Source organism: Photorhabdus hindustanensis (assembly GCF_002968995.1).
Lineage (GTDB): Bacteria > Pseudomonadota > Gammaproteobacteria > Enterobacterales > Enterobacteriaceae > Photorhabdus > Photorhabdus akhurstii.
The window spans coordinates 20324-40348 of record NZ_PUWT01000055.1 but is presented as its reverse complement, the minus strand read 5'-3'; the positions used below and the strand labels follow the sequence as shown (position 1 = coordinate 40348).

The window sequence follows — 20025 nt, the reverse complement described above, 5'->3', positions numbered from 1 at the left end:
TGATTCTATGACCAAGTTTGATACTAAAACTGTTCATGCGGGCTATACACCGGATCACACTGGCGCAGTAATGCCGGCAATTTATGCCACTTCGACTTACGCCCAATCCGCCCCCGGCCAACACACGGGTTATGAATATTCCCGCAGCGGCAACCCAACACGTGATGCACTAGAAAACGCGATAGCCGAATTGGAAAACGGTAGCCGAGGCTACGCTTTTAGTTCAGGGCTGGCTGCCAGTTCCACGGTGCTAGAACTGTTGGATAAGGATAGCCATTTGGTGGCCGTCGATGATCTGTACGGCGGCACCTATCGGCTACTCGAAAAAGTACGTAGCCGCACTGCCGGTTTGCGTGTCACTTACGTGGAAGCCCATGATATTACCGGCCTTGAAGCAGCGATTCGTCCCGACACAAAAATGATTTGGGTAGAAACCCCCACCAATCCGTTATTGAAACTGGCTGATCTGGCGGCTATCGCACAAATAGCGCAACGGCACGGTATTATCAGCGTGGCAGATAACACTTTCGCCTCGCCGTATCTCCAGCGCCCACTTGATCTGGGATTTGATATCGTTGTGCACTCCGCCACGAAATATTTAAACGGCCACTCTGATGTGATCGCAGGACTGGCTGTCGTCGGAGAAAATGCAGAACTAGCAGAAAAACTTGGTTTCCTGCAAAACTCTGTCGGCGGCGTGCTCGATCCATTTAGTAGTTTCCTGGTACTACGCGGCATGCGGACTCTTGCGCTGCGTATGCAGCGTCACATCGACAGTGCATCAAAGATCGCACACTGGCTGGAACAACAGCCTCAAATCGAAACCGTCTTCTATCCCGGCCTCGTTTCTCATCCACAGCATGAATTGGCTAAACGTCAAATGAACGGCTTTGGCGGTATGATTTCTGTTCACTTAAAAGGTGATGATGATTATGCCCGCCGGTTAATTCAAGAGCTAAAGCTATTTACATTGGCAGAAAGTCTGGGTGGAGTGGAGAGTCTGATCGGCCAACCATTTAGTATGACCCACGCGTCTATTCCATTAGAAAAACGCCTTGCTTCCGGGATTACACCACAGTTGATACGTATTTCTGTAGGTATAGAGGATGCCGAGGATCTCATCGCCGATTTAGCTCAGGCGTTGGAAAAAGCCGCTCAATAAAAGAGCAATGCCAGCCAATTTTTTCAACTGGCTGGCATTTAAATAAAAAGCGGCTCTTTTTATGCAATCAAAAGCAAATGTAGAACCGGATTATTTATCACCCAACAGAACAGACTCCAGGGCGATTTCAATCATTTCATTGAAAGTTGTCTGGCGTTCCTCGGCGGTCAGTTTTTCATGAGTACGGATGTGGTCAGAAACGGTACAGATAGTCAGCGCTTTTGCGCCATATTCAGCCGCAACACCGTAAAAACCCGCGGCTTCCATTTCTACGCCCAGAATGCCATATTGTTCCATTACATCAAACAGTTGTGGATCAGGTGTATAGAACAGCTCCACTGAGAAGATGTTGCCTACACGCACATTGATGTTTTTTGCTTTAGCCGCATCAACCGCGTTACGGACCAGATCGAAATCAGCAATTGCCGCAAAATCGTGATCTTTAAAACGTATACGGTTAACTTTGGAATCAGTACATGCCCCCATGCCAATAATTACGTCACGCAATTGAACATCTTGACGTACCGAACCACAGGAACCGACACGGATAAGAACTTTAGCGCCGAAATCGGTGATCAGTTCTTTCGCATAGATAGAGCAGGATGGGATACCCATACCATGCCCCATCACAGAAATCGGGCGGCCTTTATAAGTACCGGTAAACCCCAACATGCCGCGTACGTCGTTTACCTGCCGTACATTTTCCAGAAAAGTTTCAGCAATATATTTCGCACGTAATGGATCGCCAGGCATCAGAACAACGTCTGCAAAATCACCCATCTCAGCATTAATATGAGGCGTGGCCATATCAAATTCCTTATTTTTTTATTTAATGGTTATTTTAGTAGTCATACATGGCTGCCCAAAAGCAGCCAGTAAGTAGGTTCAGAGCATTGATTTGCCATATTCCATTGGCGACAGTTCAAAGTATTCAGAAACTGTCTGTCCAATATCAGCAAAAGTTTCGCGGTGCCCCAATGAACCAGGTTGCACTTTTGGTCCATAAATCAGCACCGGAATGTGCTCACGAGTATGGTCAGTACCAGACCACGTTGGATCACAACCGTGGTCGGCAGTCAGGATTAAAATGTCATCATCTTTCACCAGTTTCAGCATTTCAGGCAGACGACGGTCAAACAGTTCCAATGCCGCCGCATAACCCGGAACATCACGACGATGACCATAAGAAGAGTCGAAATCGACAAAGTTAGTAAATACGATGGTGTTGTCACCCGCTTTTTCCATTTCCACCAGCGTTGCATCAAACAGTGCATCGATGCCGGTCGCTTTTACTTTTTGCGTAATGCCGACATTCGCATAGATGTCGGCAATTTTACCGATAGAAACGACTTCGCCATTTTTCTCATCGACCAATTTTTTCAGTATGGTAGGAGCAGGCGGCTCTACAGCTAAGTCATGACGATTACCGGTACGCTGGAAATTACCCGCCTTGTCTCCAATAAATGGACGCGCAATCACCCGACCAATATTGTAATCACCATTAGTCAACTCTTCACGGGCGATTTCGCACAGTTCGTACAGGCGATCTAAACCGAAAGTCTCTTCGTGACAAGCAATCTGGAATACCGAGTCAGCAGAGGTATAGAAAATCGGTTTACCCGTTTTCATATGCTCTTCACCCAATTTATCCAAAATAACCGTACCAGAAGAGTGGCAATTACCGAGATAACCTGGCAGATTTGCGCGTTCTACCAGTTTATCCAACAATGCCTGCGGAAAGCTGTTCTCTTCATCTTTGAAGTAACCCCAGTCAAACAGCACCGGGACTCCGGCAATTTCCCAGTGACCTGACGGTGTATCTTTACCGGAAGAGAGTTCACTGGCGTAAGCGTAAGCGCCAATAATGTCCGCGTCTTTATCCAAACCTACAGGGAAAGTTCCACAGGACTCCTCAGTCGCTTTACCCAAACCTAAACGGCTTAAGTTCGGCAAATACAGAGGCCCTTTGCGACCGACATCAGCATCACCACGGGCGCACGCTTCCGCGATGTGCCCCAAGGTGTTAGATCCTTTATCACCAAATTTTTCAGCATCTTCACTGGCGCCAATGCCAAAAGAATCCAATACCATGATGAATGTTCGTTTCATAAATTTTCTCCTGCGTCAAATCACGCTAACAATGCGAAAATGCCACCATTTTCTAATAATAAGTATGGTTATTATTCGCCAATTTGGCGATAAACCATTGGTGTGGCTGGTTTGGCTTCTGTACCCAGAATGATAGCTTTACGTACTGCCTCTGCCGCTTCCTGCCATTCACTCTCATTGTTGGCATGAATAATAGCTAAGGGTGTACCTACATTAACTTCTGAACCCAGAGCAACGATATTACTCAGCCCCACGCTGTAATTAATGGGATCTGCGGCCTTACGGCGCCCTCCACCAAGAGAAACTACTGACATCCCTAAAGCACGGGTATCCATATACGTAATAAATCCATGCTGTTCAGCCAATACGGGTTTAGTGAAAACAGCGGTTGGCAAGTAACTGTCATAACGCTCGACGAAATCCGTCGGACCTTGTTGTGCCGCGACCATGCGACCAAAGATTTCGGCTGCTTTACCGTTATCTAAGACAGACTGGAGTTTATTGCAAGCATCTTCACGGCCTGTTGCCAAATGACCGGATACCAACATTTCAACACCTAGCGCCATTGTCACTTCGAGTAAACGTGGATTACGATTTTCACCCGTCAGAAATCGAACAGCTTCACGAACTTCAAGCGCATTACCCGCACTGGATGCCAGAACCTGATTCATATCCGTCAACAGCGCGGTAGTTTTACAACCTGCGCCGTTAGCCACGCCAACAATTGATTCCCCCAGTTGCAGTGACGTTTCATACGTTGACATAAACGCACCAGAGCCCACTTTGACATCCATTACCAGTGCGTCCAGGCCCTCAGCCAATTTTTTGCCAAGGATAGAGGCGGTGATCAAGGGAATAGAATCCACCGTCGCGGTAATATCACGAGTTGCATAGAAGCGTTTATCTGCCGGGGCCAGCGAATCGGTCTGACCGATAATCGCCACGCCAACATCCTGAATAATGTCACGGAAACGCCGCTCATCAGGAAAAATATCAAACCCAGGAATCGCTTCCAGCTTGTCCAGCGTTCCCCCGGTATGGCCTAAACCTCGGCCGGAAATCATCGGAACATAACCGCCGCAGGCCGCCACCATCGGGCCAAGCATCAGGGAGGTCACATCACCAACACCGCCGGTCGAATGTTTATCTACAATCGGGCCGTTCAGATTCAGGCTTTGCCAGTTCAAAACGGTACCGGAGTCACGCATAGCCAACGTCAGGGCGACACGTTCTTCCATCACCATATCCTGAAAGTGGATAACCATCGCCAGCGCAGCAATTTGTCCTTCGGAAACGGTATTGTCACGCACGCCATTGATGAAGAAGCGGATCTCTTCTTCGCTCAGTGGATATCCATCACGCTTTTTACGGATAATTTCCTGTGCCAGAAACAAAGCATTCTCCTAATCATGATTAAAATCGGGAAAAACTCAGTGGTTACGCACTGATTGACGCGGTACTCGATTATCAATAATTGCTGCTTTGTTCTTGATTCTGATGCCCCAGAGTGGTTAGCAAACTGCCCAACAAGCTGGAAGCCCCAAACCGGAAATGACGGGCATCAGCCCATTTGTCACCCATGATATGATCAGCTAATGCCAGATATTGTGCAGCCTCTTCCGCGGTACGCACGCCACCAGCCGGTTTGAAACCAACTGTTTCACCCACGCCCATCTCATGAATCACCTTCATCATGATTTCAGCGCTTGCCAATGTCGCGTTAACCGGCACTTTCCCCGTAGAGGTTTTGATAAAATCCGCACCCGCGTTGATTGAAATTTCAGACGCCTTACGGATCAGGGATTCCTCTTTTAGTTCACCGGTTTCAATAATGACTTTTAACAGCACTCCCACTTCTGCGCAGGCGGCTTTACACGCTTTTACCATGTCAAAACCGACTTGTTCATTACCGGCCATCAATGCACGGTATGGGAAAACCACGTCGACCTCATCAGCGCCATAAGCGATAGCCGCTTGGGTTTCAGCTAAAGCGATATCAATATCGTCATTGCCGTGTGGGAAGTTTGTCACTGTTGCAATGCGGATTTCAGGAGTGCCCTGTTCACGTAATACTTTACGCGCCAGAGGAATAAAACGAGGGTAGATACAGATAGCCGCAGTATTACCCACCGGGCTTTTCGCCTGATGACAAAGCGCCGTCACTTTTTCATCGGTATCATTATCATTGAGTGTCGTTAAATCCATCAAACTCAGCGCACGCTGCGCTGCTGCGGTTAAATCGGTCATAAAACTCTCCAACGTTATTATCGCGGCTAGCTTTTGCTAGAGCCACACATGCTGTTAAACGATTGTTTGTTGGCGAGCGGACTTGGTTCCATAAAGATGTCGCGATGGTATGCCTACAGCGACGATTGAACTCCTTTTCACCGCACTATGCTCTCTTCGGCTTATGGTCCTTAATGCGAGCCTCGCCTTGACTCCTTGAAATTTGGCATATCTTATATTTGAACATTTCAACGTTCAAAAAATTGTGCCAAAAATCACACTAATTACATGTAATTTGCAAGATAATAATTTCAAATGTGATTTTTATCACATTAAACTATGTTTATCATGGGGTTTACCGGCAAATCCAACTTGCTTATCATCAAATAATACACGACAAAAAATATAACTCACGAATTAAGGATAAACCGGTAGGAAAATAGATTGCAGGCGGGATTATCCCACCTGCCTATTTCAACAACGTTACAGAGCCAGGAAGAAACCTGCAATCGTTGCACTCATTAAGTTGGAGAGTGTACCCGCTATAATGGCTTTCATCCCCAAACGAGCAACATCACCGCGACGGTTCGGCGCCATACCGCCCAGACCACCAAGCAGGATAGCAACGGAAGAAAGATTAGCGAAACCACACAATGCGAAGGAGATAATCGCTTTGGTGTGATCTGACAGCACCTGCAAGCCAGCAGCCGCAACCACATCATCCGGTTTCAAATATTCACCGAAATTCATAAAGGCAACAAATTCGTTCACAACCAGTTTTTGACCGATGAAAGAACCCGCAACTGTTGCTTCATTCCACGGAACACCAATCAGGTAAGCAATCGGCGCACAAATCCAACCCAACATCAGTTCAAGAGAAAGTTGTGGATATTTAAACAAACCACCGATACCACCGAGAATACCATTTAACAATGCAATCAGGGCCACAAACGCCAACAACATTGCACCGACGTTCAATGCCAATTGCATACCAGAAGCGGCGCCAGAGGCGGCAGCATCGATGATGTTAGCAGGGCGTTCCTCTTCCGAAACCAGTGACATTGCATCAACGGTATCAGATGTTTTTTCAGTTTCAGGCACCATCAATTTAGCGAACAACAGGCCGCCTGGCGCCGCCATAAAGGAAGCCGCAATCAGATATTCCAAAGGAACACCCATTGATGCATAACCCGCCAGTACCGAACCCGCAACGGATGCCAGACCACCACACATTACCGCAAACAGTTCAGATTGAGTCATGGTAGCAATATAAGGGCGAACAACCAGCGGCGCCTCAGTTTGGCCCACGAAAATATTGGCTGTCGCAGACAAAGATTCTGTACGTGAAGTGCCGAGAATTTTTTGCAGACCACCGCCCAATATTTTGATAACTAGCTGCATAACGCCAATGTAGTACAACACAGCGATCAATGAAGAGAAGAAAACAATAATAGGCAGCACACGCAGGGCGAAAACAAATCCCCCGCCACCAAACAGTTCAAACATTTTGGGGGAAACTAATCCACCAAAAATAAAATCCATTCCTTTCTGACCATACTGGATAACACTGGAAACTCCCTCAGACATCCCTATTAATATCTTCTTACCTGCGGGAACATAAAGTACGAAAGCACCGATAGCGACCTGAATCAAAAAGGCGCCAAGGACAGTACGAAGTTTAATAGCACGATAATTACTGGAAAAGAGTACTGCGATCAAGATCAGCACTGCCATCCCGACCAGGCTCATAAGGAGTTGCATTGGAAGAATCCCTGTTCACTTAATAATAAATTAAATATGCCAGTTGAACGTAAATCATTCACTGACGATGAGTCGGCGCTGATTATACTCAGTCATCGGAATGAACAAGCTATTGACATCACAAATATCTACTGAAAAAAGCGATAAAAAAAATGATAAATGTGATGTGAATCACACAAATTACAAAAATAATCTGCAATGAATAATCTAATCTCGGAATGGCAAAATAATCGACAATTAAGGAATAATTATCAGGTAAGCGCAATTAAAGTGTAGCGGTTATAATCCTCAGACAACAACTCTGACATAATATTCACATCCATAGATAAGCAAACGAAGCAATGTTCCAAAGATAACTCTAAGGAAATAAGCCCATATTTAAATTACGAGTGATTCCTCTATGGAGATAACAATTTATTTTTTTGAATAACAATCAAACGGTTGTATAAAAACAATTAATTCAATATCTTTAGGTAAGTGAAAATAATGAAAGCCAATATGCTAGAAGAACGCTTGAAAGAGTTTTTAAAACAACGGCTCGCAAATTCTAATGATAATGCTCATGATATTGGGCATCTGATCCGCGTTGCAAATAATGCGAAAAGAATCATGGAGAAAGAAGGAGGTGAGCCTTTAATCATCATTGCCTCAAGTTACTTACATGACATCGTGTCATTACCAAAGAATCATCCAGAGAAAAAACAATCTTCAAAACTGGCAGCACAGGAAGCCACCAGAATTCTGTCTACTGAATTTCCAGAGTTCCCAAAAGAGTTTTATAGTTCGGTAGAACACTCCATTATAACTCATAGCTACAGTGCAAACTTACCTCCAGAAACGACAGAAGCTAAGATACTCCAAGATGCAGACCGATTGGATGCGTTAGGAGCCATCGGACTCGCCAGAGTATTTTATATCGCAGGCATGCTCGGCCAAGGGCTTTTTCATCATGATGATCCTTTTGCACTTAATCGCCCGTTGGATGACAAATCCTATACAATCGATCACTTTCAGACCAAGCTATTGAAGCTCCCGGAAAAGATGAACACCACCGAAGGCAAGAAGATCGCACAATCGAACGCCCAATATTTGGTTGATTTTTTGAGCAAACTCTCAAGCGAAATTAAAGGCGATTTGATTAACACGGACGAATTTATAAAGGATTTTTTCGATGGGAACTAAAAAAAGAAGTTAAAATCTCGCTATACATCATACAACCAATCCAAATAGTTCAACACTGTTATGATAAAGTTGGTTGGCAATTTCATCCGAAGATTCATGACGAATCTCACATAACGAAGCAAAAACTCCGGCAACTCTTTCCGGTCGGTTAGGTTCTCCCTGAAAGCCGAAAAGTGGCATATCCGGGGCATCGGTTTCCAACACAAGAGACGTCAACGGGAGTTCAGCCATCACACGACGTGTTTTCTGCGCTCTTTCATAAGTAATGGTTCCCCCTACCCCAATGTAATATCCCAAACGGATAAAAGTTTCTGCCTGCGATAAACTACCGGCAAATCCGTGTACTACACCGGTACGGGGGAGGTCGATTTTTCTTAGGATCGCTGCCAGCTGATCATGGCTTTTTCGGGAATGAAGGATAACCGGTAATTCATACTGTTTTGCTAACCGCAATTGAGCGCATAACAACGCTTTCTGCTTTTCAAACTGGGGTTCAGCCATGTAGAGATCGAGCCCAATCTCCCCAACCGCGACCAACTTTTCGTGTTTCTGTTTCAGAAATTGTTCCAGATCCGCAAGATGCGCTTCCTGATGTTGATCGATATAAAGGGGATGCAAACCCAATGCGGCATAAATCGCTGGATAAGAATGAGCCAGTTCAGATACCCGTTGCAAATTGTCCCTACTAATAGCAGGGATAACAATTTTATCCACACCAACCTGTGCCGCCAGTCGCAGGCTTCGCTGCTCATCACCACAAAACGGCGGGAAATCAAAATGGCAGTGGGTATCAATAAACATCAAACTATCCGTTATCAATCTGTTCTGACAATACAGCTAAGTCAGTCGGCAACGCCAACGGGCTATTTTCTTCGTTCTGGCACAAAATATTATCGCTTAAGCAGTCGTTGTTATCCTTAGCAAGGCTAAACTTATTACCAATAAATAAGTGACCAACTGTCTCCAGGAAATAGCGCCCACAACGACGTCCAAGGTGATAATCCCTATTCAGCGCCGGCAAACGGCTACCTAATGCGCTGGTCGTTAAGGATGCTGGCGGATAGATCTCAAAAATCTGTACATCATCAGGTGGATTTTCAATAAATTTCTGGGTGCGGTAGTAGCTTGTCGCATGTTGTTGTAGCATCCGTACCATCTTTTGCAGACCACTATCCCCCAACCAACGTTCCATTCGTTGTACCCAATCAGGCGTGTAATAGAGCTGTGAAGGGACTGTGCGGATCACCACTATGGTATCAGCACCTCGCCGATACGCCTCTTCTACCGGAATCGCGTCACTGATGCCGCCATCATAATAAACAACACCATGTATCGTCACACCATTGCGATAAAACCCAGGAATGGCGCTTGATGCCTTAATCACTTCCAGCCAGTTGTGCTTATCAGGCTGGAAATAGGTAGGTTCAAAATTATCCGCACGACATGCACAAGTATAAAACTCACATCCGGCCTCAAATCTGCGCAAAGCTGTCGGGATATCCAATGGCAGGTCCTGAAAAGCGGTCTGCACAAACCAATCTAAATCAACTAAATGACCACCACGTACAAAACGCAAAGGGTTAAAGAAGGCTGGATTAGTTGTATAACGACTGATGGCTCGCCGGGCATATCCACGCTGTCCGCAAATATAAGCTGAAAGGTTCTGAGCGCCTGCCGAAGTGCCAAGCAGGAGATCAAACGGGTTAAACTCAACGCGCATAAATTCATCCAGCACACCCGCAGTAAAAATGCCGCGTTGCCCTCCACCTTCACAAACCAGTGCAATCTTTCCAGTTTTAATATGCGACTTATATTTATAGGATAATAGATCGATATTTCCCAACGTTATCGGTATACGTTTCCCCACACAGCCCCCAAGAAAATAAATGACGGATAGAGAGCATAACTTGGGAAGTTATTATCCGTCATTATATTATGGTGCTACATAGTCAATATTTTGATAAAAGTCCCCTGGTGAGGGCGCATATCCGGTTACTACAAATCCAGTTACTACAAATCTGGTTACTACAAAGCAAAATAATTTGAATGGAAAACAACCACTCAATTAATAAAATATATTATTTTTTTATGGTCAAACCGTTTTGAATAGATTTGACCCCTTCCACTTGAGAGATAATCTCTATAATTTTTCTAGATTGTTCCTCACTGTTCACGAAACCAGAAATATAAACGACCCTCTTCTCTGTTTTGATAGAGATATCACTACTGTTGATACCTTTTGCCGCCAACAGCTCACTTTTAATCTTTGCTGTGGTAGCACTATCACCCATATAACCATCAATGCTTTTCATTGAGCTATCGATTTTCTGACCAGCACTGTCGAGTGCTTGTGTCGCTTTATTTTTAAAAGACTCTTCCGCCAATACACTACTGCTAATCAAGGTGGTCCCCAAGGCAATAGCCATCAACAAGTGAGCCAATTTAACATTCTTCATCCTATACCTTCCTTAATTGCCGGTTAGATTTCTGAATCTATAAAGCCATTCAAACCGTTTTTACACTAATGCTTCTTTACACAAAGAATCGCAATCCACATTAGAATTAAAAACAGGTTATCGCTCCCAATAGCTGAAAGGCTAAATCGGGAAATAAGCACATCAACACAGTAAAGACTGAGGAAATAGTAACAGGAAAATAAAGCAAAGCGCTATAAAATAAGACCGATCTTACCCGACTAAATTATAAATTATTCTTGTGTTACATATATTTTTGTAAAGAAAAAGGCTAACTTATTGTTAGCCTTAAAAATATTAATGTTCCCGCGTTTTGCGGAAATTGACGTCAGGATAACGTTCACCCGTCAGATTTAGGTTAACCATTGTTGGAGCAATATAGGTCAGGTTGTCACCACCATCGAGCGCCAGATTTTGCTCATTCTTACGCTTAAACTCTTCCAACTTCTTAGCGTCATGACATTCAACCCAACGCGCCGTTGAGACGTTTACCGGTTCATATAAAGCTTCAACGTTGTATTCGCTTTTTAAACGGGCAACAACGACATCAAACTGGAGAATACCAACGGCTCCCACAATCAAATCGTTATTTGTCAGTGGACGGAATACCTGTACAGCGCCTTCCTCAGATAATTGAACCAATCCTTTCAAGAGCTGTTTCTGTTTCAGAGGATCACGCAAGCGAATACGACGGAACAATTCCGGAGCAAAGTTAGGAATACCGGTAAATTTCAGATCTTCCCCTTGTGTAAAGGTGTCACCAATCTGAATTGTCCCGTGGTTATGCAAACCGATAATATCTCCCGGGTAGGCATGATCCACATGAGAACGATCACCCGCCATAAATGTCAGCGCATCAGAAATCACCACATCTTTCTTAATTCTTACCTGATGCAGCTTCATGCCTTTTTCATATTTACCCGATACAACACGCAAGAAAGCCACGCGGTCACGGTGTTTAGGGTCCATATTGGCCTGGATCTTAAAGATAAACCCGGTAAATTTATCTTCCTGAGCGGAGACTTCGCGGACATCTGTCTGACGCGGCATCGGCGCAGGCGCCCATTTCACCAAACCGTCCAGCATGTGATTAACACCGAAGTTACCTAGCGCAGTACCAAAAAATACCGGTGTCAGTTCACCTTGCAAAAATGCATCATGATCAAACTCATGGGAAGCCCCCTGCACCAGTTCCAGTTCCTGACGCAGTTGTTCAGCCAAATCCTCACCAATCGCGGCATCCAGTTCAGGATTATTCAGCCCCTTAATTGCGCGGACTTCCTGAATCGTGTGCCCCTTTCCGGTCTGATACAGGTAAGTTTCATCAAAATAGAGGTGATAAACCCCTTTAAAAGACTTACCGCACCCAATCGGCCAGGTAATCGGAGAACAAGCGATATTCAACTCATTTTCCACTTCATCCATCAGTTCCATTGGATCACGGATATCGCGGTCCAGCTTGTTCATGAATGTTAGAATCGGGGTATCGCGCAGACGGGTCACTTCCATCAATTTACGTGTCCGATCTTCAACCCCTTTAGCGGCATCAATGACCATCAAGCAACAGTCAACCGCCGTCAATGTGCGATAAGTATCTTCGGAGAAATCTTCATGCCCTGGCGTATCCAACAGGTTAACCAGACAATCTTGATAAGGAAACTGCATCACAGAAGTGGTAATGGAAATACCACGCTGTTTCTCCATTTCCATCCAGTCAGACTTCGCGTGCTGGTTTGAACCACGACCTTTCACTGTACCGGCTTTCTGAATCGCCTGTCCAAACAGCAACACTTTTTCAGTAATCGTCGTTTTCCCTGCGTCAGGGTGAGAAATGATAGCAAAAGTTCGCCGTTTAGCGACTTCCTGCTGAAAAGGGGAATTTGACATCAATAACAATCTTCTGCTTTATATACGGGCTTGTATTCAACATCAGACGCTTCCCCGCAAGGAAAACAGTTGCCAAACCCGTGGGTGAATGAAAAATTGGCGCTCATTTTCGCTGAAATTGGTGTTATAAACAATCAATCAATTTTATAGCACTTATCAGGCAAACAGCGGCAACGCCATGATGATGGCATCTTCTTTACCTGTCGCGGTAGGATAGTAACGCTTACGCACAGAGACTTGGTTAAACCCTGATTGTTCATACAATCCAATAGCGGAATGATTCGATTGTCTGACTTCAAGCCATAAGGTATTCACCCCTTTACCCGGCAGAATTGATATTAAATACGCTAATAATCCTTTACCATAACCCTTACCTTGGTAGTCAGGATGAATAGCGATATTAAACAGGGTTGCTTCATCTAATATCACTTGGGTTATCGCAAAGCCAATAAGTTGTTCATTAATCGCTATTTTATAATTCAAATACCGCTCACCCTGATTACTGAAAAATGTTTTCTCACTCCACGGGAACGCGTGACTGGCTTTCTCAACCAGAAAAGCGGACGGGAGATCAGCGGGAGTTAATAGAGAAATGTTGTTCATGTTGAGAAATCTGTTGCCAGAGAGAACGTTTTGCCTGTCCATCACAATATAAATCATTTAATGCCGGGCTTCTCAAAGAAATTCCCGGCCATGATAGTGTAATATCCACACCTAACAACCAATATGGGCACTTAACCTGTTCCGGTAACATTGCAACATTATTTGCTGTAATGCAGTAAACAGAGGATTTATCCAACCCCATAGCGGTGAAAATATCTATTAATAATGAATTAGTTAAATCAATGTGGTCATTGGTAATAATCAGCAGACGGGTGGTATCAGGTAAGTGAACAGCTAATTCACCTTGTAAAACCGTCGGGTTACGTAAGGTCCATTGGGTAATTCCCAGTTGAGCTAATAACCTGTCGCGCCGGGTTACCATATCTATCCACCTGCTGTAAAAAATAATCGGTAATATGTTATCAGAGGCCACGATCTGCGCCAATATTGGGTGTTAGATTTATTATTTCCTGATATTTGGACACAGAACATAAAGGAGCTTATAGACAAATGTCTGCGTTAACCCCCGCCAGTGAAGTTATTTTGCGTCACCGTGAGCAACTTAGCTCTCATCACCTGCTCTTCGCCGGTGATATTCAGGACACACTGGCAACCCAAATTGATGCTGCCAGTGTGCGAGTGCACACTAACCAATATCATCACTGGCAATCACTGATCCGCACTCTCGGTGATCATGCCTGGTTTGGACTGGTAGCCGAAAAAGCATTTACCCAGGGTTGTGACACCCTGATCTACTACTGGCCTAAAAGTAAGCAGGAAGCTCGCTTTCAATTACGCAGCCTGTTCTCTATTTTGCCAAAAGGTATCAATATTTTTATTGTCGGAGAAAACCGTAGCGGAGTACGTAGTGTAGACAAACTGATGGAAGGCATGGCAACTTTTCGAAAAATCGACAGCGCCCGCCGTTGCAGCCTGTTCTACGGTCAGTTAGAACATGAAGTACAGTTCGAACAGGATAACTGGTGGAACAGTTATCAGGTGGAAAACGTCATAGTGAATACGTTGCCGGGTGTATTTAGCCAGGATGAACTGGATGTTGGCAGCCGTTTATTGCTTTCTACCTTTGACAAACCTCTCTCTGGCAATTTACTGGATATCGCCTGTGGTGCGGGTGTTCTGGCAGCCGTATTGGGTAAGAAAAATCCTGAGTTAGCACTTACTCTCAGTGATGTTAATGCAGCAGCCATTGCCTCCAGTAAAGCGACCTTAAAAGCGAATAAACTGGAAGGCCACGTTGTTGTCAGTAACGTTTATTCCAATATTGAAGGTAAATTCGACTGGATTATCTCTAATCCTCCTTTCCATGAAGGATTAAAAACCAGTTTACTGGCAGCCGATGATCTGATCCGCCAAGCTCCCAACCACCTAAAACCCGGAGGAAAATTGCGGATTGTCGCCAATGCCTTCCTGCCTTATCCCGATTTACTGGATAAAACTTTTGGCAGTCATGAAGTCATTGCTCAGACCGGGAAATTCAAGGTTTATCAGGCAACAAAAAAATTCTAATTGACTCAGCCTGTCCTTGATTCAAGGGCAGGTTATTTTTGATAACAACATAATAGAAGGGTGACGATTTTTACGGCAACCATGCAACGCTTATAAATAATGATTGACGCCGACTACAAAACCTCTAAAATGCGCCTCCATGCTATCAATCAACAGATTGATAGTGTCTGAATTTGCGAGGGTGGCGGAATTGGTAGACGCGCTAGCTTCAGGTGTTAGTGTCCTTACGGACGTGGGGGTTCAAGTCCCCCCCTTCGCACCAAATCAGACAACCGCTGATTGAATTCGGCAGTAGAAAATACAATGACAGTACCTGCGAGGGTGGCGGAATTGGTAGACGCGCTAGCTTCAGGTGTTAGTGTCCTTACGGACGTGAGGGTTCAAGTCCCTCCTTTCGCACCAATCTGTTCATTTTCTTTATTTCTATAATCGCGTTTCTCATCCATTCTTTCTTCAATAAAACGTCAAAAACAGCCAAATCGGTGCATTCCAGCCAATAAAGCACACAACACAGCAAACCCTGATGGTATCAACAAAAAATGGCGTGACTTCTGGTTTAGCAGCATAAATAGCGTCAACAGCATCGCTAATACCATCCCAATTTTGAACTGCTCAATTCCAGGATTGACGATGACGAATAGCATGCCAGCCAGGCTAGATAAACCGATTCCCCACAAGCTGGTAATACCCTGCCAGAAAAGCGATCTCTCTCTGTCTTTAATTCTGATCATAACTTGCACCCAGTCAAATGATAATGATTACCAATATCATATACAAAAAAGTGTGAAGTACAAGCCAGTTGCAGTTGCTTAATACTTTGAGATGACCTGCGACATTTCGTCCTGTTCGCCATATAAAACGATCCCGGACGTATCGATTTGATTTTCCAACTGACGCAGGTCATAAGCGCTCTGGAGACGCAACCAAAACTCAGGTGTACTTCCCAGCGCTGCGGCAATACGAATTGCCAGTGATGGAGTTAACGCAGTTTTACCGGCAAGAAAACGCGATATCGTAGCGGGTGTTACTCCAATATTGAGTGCAAAGCGACGACCACTAACACCCATATCCTTTAAATCTCTGGCTATAATCTCTCCAGGATGGGAAATTTTAAACTGTCTCATTAGTGATAATCCTCATAATTCAAAATGTAAGCATCACCGTTAATGAACTGAAAAGTAATGCGCCAGTTAGCCCGGACAGTGATAGACCAGTAACCTTCGCGATCTCCTTTCAACGGGTGAAGTTTATAGATTTGACGGTTTAACTCGCCTATTTCATTTGCCACATCAATAGCCTGTAAACGGTCGTTAATCCTCTCGGCATCCTGCGCCGGTACACCAGAAGTAATCCCTTTTTCAAAAAGTTGCTTCAACCCTTTGTGATTGAATGATTTAATCATCGTCCTATCCGTATTACATGGTGTGTAATAGCATACGACAATGTTACACGTCATGCAATAGTCACAATAAGTCGTCTGGCTGGGACGAACAGGAACACGGCACCGGAGAATTTTGGGGTATTCGCCGTGTCTCGGCGGCTGACAAGAGCGCACTTTCAGACTGGCTCCTCGACAGCCTCGCATTGGGCGAGGGTTTACGGCGGATTTCGCTAAAAAGAACAAAAAAATTAAGGCCGGGTGTGCTATCCGGCCTTAACTCTTTATTTCTCAACCACGCACAATAATTACTTTAACTGCATCGCATCACGTATCGTGAAGAACAGATCTGTCTGGTCAGTCAGCCCCACAACATTGGCTGCCTGAGGACCATAAGCGGCCACCCGGAGTTGAGTGCCAGTATGTTCCTGTTCCTTACCCTCGGAAGTACCGTAATTTACCGCCATCACCCCACCATCTTTAGTGATTAGTGCCTGAGTCAACCCCGGAGATTTTATATGCGCTTCAATAATCTGGCTGGAGTGAGCATGATCAGCGGTGACAATCACTAATGTATCACCGTGCTTACGCGCATATTTCAAGCCAACTTGTACCGCCTCATCCAATGCGACAGTTTCACCAATCTGCCCACAAGGATTAGCTTTGTGATCTTGCTTATCAATAGAAGCGCTCTCCACTTGTAAGAAGAAACCTTTCTTATGCTCTTTTAACAGATCAATGGCTTTCTCCGTCATCTGTGCCAACGTCGGCGCATCAGGATTCCGTTTCGAATTAACTTTACACGTCACTGGGGGGTTATCAATATTACCGTGATAAACTGCTTTAGGTCCTTCCCAAGAAATGTCCATATTGTCTTCATGGAACAGGCCCAACAGCGGTTTTTTCTGATTCGCTCCAGTAACGGATGCCAATGACTTAGCATCCCTAACCAACTGATAACCCTGTTCCTGTGCCTGCTGCTCCAGCGTTTTATCCTTACCAGCGCCGGCAACTGATTTCTGGGCGAAAAATTTGGCGCCTCCACCTAATGTGACATCAGCACGAGCCACTAATAATTGCTCTGTAATGGAACCACGCCCGCCATTTTCTAGCGCATTCGTTGGGCATTTTTCTATCGTCTCCTGCGGGCCATAGCAATCACGGTGAGTGACATGCGCATAAAGCGCTGCCGGCGTTGCATCCTGTATCCTAGCCGTCGTTACGTTACCCGTTGCTTTACCATTCGCTTTTGCCAGCTCAAGCAGAGTTTGATGATCTTTACCAAATACATCGATACCCAACGCGCCATTATAGGTTTTTACACCAGAAGCCCAGGCTGTGGCAGAAGCGGCTGAATCAGTCGCATAGTTGGGTTTACGACTCTTTTTATCCAGAGAATAGTGAGTGTATTGGCCGGTAAATGGCAAGGCATCAATTCCTTTGAAAAATCCACCCGCACCTTCCGCATAGTTACGGGCAATAGTAATCTCAGAATCCCCCATACCATCACCAATAAACAGAATAACGTTCTTAGCTTTATGGTTATTTATCGCTGCTTTTAATGCCTCAGTCTGGTTTTGAGTCATACGGCGAGCACCACCAAATTCCGTAATATTACCTTTTACCGACCGACCTTCCGCCATAATTTGATCGACATTCTGATCACCAGCCGCCAACACCGGTAAGCTGACACCTGAAATTAAAGCTGAGACCATAACCGCAACCAAACTTTTCGTATACTTGTTCGACATTAAGGTTTCCTTATTAAAACGTAATCGGAATAAAAATCATCGTTATCTGATAAAGGGATACTAAATAAGCTATGTGACAATTATGTGAAGAAAATAAATTAATTCACCATTTTGCTACCAACGACCGGGTTCCGTGGTACAAGGTTTCACACCACGAAATATAATTATGACCACTAGAAACTTCACTGGATTCAACTGGATAACCTTTCTGTAATAACATCTCTTTCAGGCGACGATTATTATATAAAATGCCCTCCAATTCCCCGCGATTAATTTCAAACAATCCCGCTTGCAAATAAAAACGCAGCGGTTTTCTCTCTGCTTTGGCAAATTCACGGATCAACCATTCAGGCTTTTCTCCCTGCGGCGCCCACCAATATGAACCAGACATACTGAGAACATTGCCAAACAATTCAGGATGATTAAATGCCACCCACGAAGATGCCAATCCACCATAGCTGGAACCTGAAATAATGGTACGTTCTGCCGGAGCTTTAATACCCTGACCGGCCAGCCACGGCATCAATTCTCTCGCCATAAATTCAGCAAAATTAGGATTGGGAGGCAGTTCCTGACCCCGACGTACACTATCCAAGCTATCAATAAACACCACATACATAGGTGGAATCTTGCCCTGTTCAATCAGGGAATCGAAAAATCTATCAATGTAGTACTGCTTACGGTAAATCTTCCCATCAAACAGCACCAACATAGCAGGCTGTTTAATCGGAGTAACCGGTTGATAAATCGCAATTTCTCGACTATTACCCAGAATCTTACTCGCAAGCTGATGAAGTTTAGTCGCTCCCTGAAAAGGCGATTGTTTGAATTGTGCGATATCACATAAGGTTGACCTTAATGCCAGCAATGAATCATGATTAAACACATCTTCGGATAAAGTCGGTACCACATTTTTATTTAATGGATCGGCCTGCGCCGTTACCAAAATCGACCTACGCTGTTCGTCAGCCGTGCCTTCAACCCGCGGCAAATCCGGCGCCAATTTATATTGCATCAAGGTATCTGACGGAACGATATAACTACGAAACCAAACATCAGTACCCGCCAAATGTGACATTGGATCATGATCACCACTCGGTGCACCAAAAATAAAGACATTCGCTTTTGCTCCACGCCACAAGAAAGTGACTCGCTTATGCTTATCATCATAATCTTCAATCAACGGCGCGCCCTTGCGGGTTATTTCCCTCCAGAAGGCATGAGTACCTTTTCCTTGTGCGATATCAGCCTGAAGTTGTTTCAGACGCTGGCTCTTTGGTAGCTGTCCATAATCATTATCCTTGGGAATATAAGGTGGAAATGACAACGTAAGCTGCCACGGCTCTCCCGCCTTACCCTTAGCTGCCAACCGATATTTTCCTGCCTGAGGAACAGTAAAGCCAATTGACTGACGAGCATCCACCGGACTATCAGTGAAAAGCGTGCGAATATGTTGTTGATTACCCTTCTGCACCACCAATTTTTGCATACCCAATGCCGATCCCTTTACATAATGTTCAGCCTGAATTTTAAATTCAATACACAATCTCCCCTGAGAATTAAAACTCCCGGTTATTGCTTGCTGATCTTGCTGAAATTTTATTTGGTGACACTGAGAAGCAAAGACATTAAAAGAAGCCATAAGAGCAAATATCATTATGTTTATTTTCATTTTTTTCTCTTTTTAGATGGTTGATTACTGATATTCAATTTTTTTGACACGGCAAATCATGCACTAAGTTCTTATTTAAGCATAAGAACAATTACTATTATTAATAGCATAAATTGTGTGTTAGCTTTCATTAAAATAATTCTTTAACAAGACGAAATAATTTATGGATGGATACATAAATAATTCAATATCTTGATATGATATTAGTCGAACCATTCTATCTTTCAAAAGATTAAGTAACAAATAATACGGGATATAATCTATCCCGCATCGTCAAATTTGATAAAAATAAA

General features: G+C 44.4%; 19 protein-coding genes and 2 tRNA genes. 5 read left to right on the top strand and 16 right to left on the bottom strand.

Annotated features, from left to right (window positions below):
• Positions 1-7: 7 nt before the first annotated feature.
• On the top strand, positions 8-1162 hold the full coding sequence (locus C6H66_RS19030) for a trans-sulfuration enzyme family protein (protein WP_105396395.1): 1155 nt from the start codon (positions 8-10) through the stop codon (positions 1160-1162).
• Between the two features lie 90 nt (positions 1163-1252).
• Here the strand turns inward: C6H66_RS19030 and deoD are convergent, their stop codons facing one another.
• The 5 genes from deoD to C6H66_RS19005 form a co-directional block, all read right to left on the bottom strand.
• Positions 1253-1969 carry a purine-nucleoside phosphorylase gene (gene deoD / locus C6H66_RS19025; RefSeq protein ID WP_036811781.1) on the bottom strand — a complete coding sequence of 239 codons (717 nt, stop codon included), beginning with the start codon at positions 1967-1969 and terminating at the stop codon, positions 1253-1255.
• A gap of 78 nt (positions 1970-2047) precedes the next feature.
• Positions 2048-3271, bottom strand: a complete 1224-nt coding sequence (gene deoB, locus C6H66_RS19020; RefSeq protein ID WP_105396394.1) for a phosphopentomutase — start codon at positions 3269-3271, stop codon at positions 2048-2050.
• Positions 3272-3342: 71 nt separating this feature from the next.
• Entirely contained in the window at positions 3343-4665 is a 1323-nt protein-coding gene (gene deoA, locus C6H66_RS19015; protein WP_046396799.1) for a thymidine phosphorylase, read from the bottom strand.
• Between the two features lie 73 nt (positions 4666-4738).
• Positions 4739-5518 (bottom strand): deoxyribose-phosphate aldolase, encoded by a 780-nt coding sequence (gene deoC, locus C6H66_RS19010; RefSeq protein WP_046396800.1) that lies wholly within the window; start codon positions 5516-5518, stop codon positions 4739-4741.
• A 462-nt stretch (positions 5519-5980) separates the two neighbouring features.
• Positions 5981-7246, bottom strand: coding sequence for a NupC/NupG family nucleoside CNT transporter (locus C6H66_RS19005; protein ID WP_181150245.1), 1266 nt, complete (start codon positions 7244-7246; stop codon positions 5981-5983).
• 498 nt (positions 7247-7744) lie between these two features.
• Between C6H66_RS19005 and C6H66_RS19000 the strand changes: the two genes are divergently transcribed.
• Positions 7745-8440: a phosphohydrolase gene (locus C6H66_RS19000; RefSeq protein WP_105396393.1), complete on the top strand. Its 696-nt coding sequence runs from the start codon at positions 7745-7747 to the stop codon at positions 8438-8440.
• Between the two features lie 27 nt (positions 8441-8467).
• Here C6H66_RS19000 and C6H66_RS18995 read toward each other — a convergent pair whose 3' ends face one another.
• The 6 genes from C6H66_RS18995 to C6H66_RS18970 all read right to left on the bottom strand — a co-directional run bounded on the left by C6H66_RS18995 (position 8468) and on the right by C6H66_RS18970 (position 13786).
• The gene (locus tag C6H66_RS18995; RefSeq protein ID WP_105396392.1) at positions 8468-9241 is read right to left on the bottom strand and encodes a TatD family hydrolase; all 774 of its coding nucleotides are present in this window, start codon (positions 9239-9241) and stop codon (positions 8468-8470) included.
• 4 nt (positions 9242-9245) lie between these two features.
• On the bottom strand, positions 9246-10307 hold the full coding sequence (locus tag C6H66_RS18990; RefSeq protein WP_105396391.1) for a patatin-like phospholipase family protein: 1062 nt from the start codon (positions 10305-10307) through the stop codon (positions 9246-9248).
• A 211-nt stretch (positions 10308-10518) separates the two neighbouring features.
• On the bottom strand, positions 10519-10896 hold the full coding sequence (locus tag C6H66_RS18985; RefSeq protein ID WP_036811743.1) for a BON domain-containing protein: 378 nt from the start codon (positions 10894-10896) through the stop codon (positions 10519-10521).
• A gap of 315 nt (positions 10897-11211) precedes the next feature.
• Entirely contained in the window at positions 11212-12801 is a 1590-nt protein-coding gene (gene prfC, locus C6H66_RS18980; protein ID WP_046396806.1) for a peptide chain release factor 3, read from the bottom strand.
• A 156-nt stretch (positions 12802-12957) separates the two neighbouring features.
• Positions 12958-13404, bottom strand: a complete 447-nt coding sequence (gene rimI / locus C6H66_RS18975) for a ribosomal protein S18-alanine N-acetyltransferase (protein WP_036811738.1) — start codon at positions 13402-13404, stop codon at positions 12958-12960.
• Positions 13373-13786 carry a DNA polymerase III subunit psi gene (locus C6H66_RS18970; protein ID WP_046396807.1) on the bottom strand — a complete coding sequence of 138 codons (414 nt, stop codon included), beginning with the start codon at positions 13784-13786 and terminating at the stop codon, positions 13373-13375. Before C6H66_RS18970 ends, rimI begins: the two co-directional genes overlap by 32 nt.
• A 128-nt stretch (positions 13787-13914) precedes the next feature.
• Between C6H66_RS18970 and rsmC the strand changes: the two genes are divergently transcribed.
• From rsmC to C6H66_RS18955, 3 genes are all read left to right on the top strand, one after another.
• Complete coding sequence (rsmC, locus tag C6H66_RS18965; RefSeq protein ID WP_105396390.1) at positions 13915-14931, top strand: 16S rRNA (guanine(1207)-N(2))-methyltransferase RsmC; 1017 nt, start codon at positions 13915-13917, stop codon at positions 14929-14931.
• A 175-nt stretch (positions 14932-15106) separates the two neighbouring features.
• A tRNA-Leu gene (locus C6H66_RS18960) sits at positions 15107-15193 on the top strand.
• 53 nt (positions 15194-15246) lie between these two features.
• A tRNA-Leu gene (locus tag C6H66_RS18955) sits at positions 15247-15333 on the top strand.
• Between the two features lie 62 nt (positions 15334-15395).
• Here the strand turns inward: C6H66_RS18955 and C6H66_RS18950 are convergent.
• From C6H66_RS18950 to C6H66_RS18930, 5 genes are all read right to left on the bottom strand, one after another.
• Positions 15396-15662, bottom strand: a complete 267-nt coding sequence (locus C6H66_RS18950) for a DUF1435 family protein (RefSeq protein WP_036811729.1) — start codon at positions 15660-15662, stop codon at positions 15396-15398.
• A gap of 78 nt (positions 15663-15740) precedes the next feature.
• Positions 15741-16055, bottom strand: coding sequence for a HigA family addiction module antitoxin (locus C6H66_RS18945; RefSeq protein ID WP_046397579.1), 315 nt, complete (start codon positions 16053-16055; stop codon positions 15741-15743).
• Positions 16055-16333, bottom strand: coding sequence for a type II toxin-antitoxin system RelE/ParE family toxin (locus tag C6H66_RS18940; protein ID WP_046397578.1), 279 nt, complete (start codon positions 16331-16333; stop codon positions 16055-16057). Before C6H66_RS18940 ends, C6H66_RS18945 begins: the two co-directional genes overlap by 1 nt.
• Positions 16334-16617: 284 nt before the next feature.
• Positions 16618-18060, bottom strand: coding sequence for an alkaline phosphatase (gene phoA, locus C6H66_RS18935; RefSeq protein WP_046397577.1), 1443 nt, complete (start codon positions 18058-18060; stop codon positions 16618-16620).
• A 103-nt stretch (positions 18061-18163) separates the two neighbouring features.
• On the bottom strand, positions 18164-19732 hold the full coding sequence (locus C6H66_RS18930; protein WP_248000735.1) for an alpha/beta hydrolase-fold protein: 1569 nt from the start codon (positions 19730-19732) through the stop codon (positions 18164-18166).
• Positions 19733-20025: the final 293 nt, after the last annotated feature.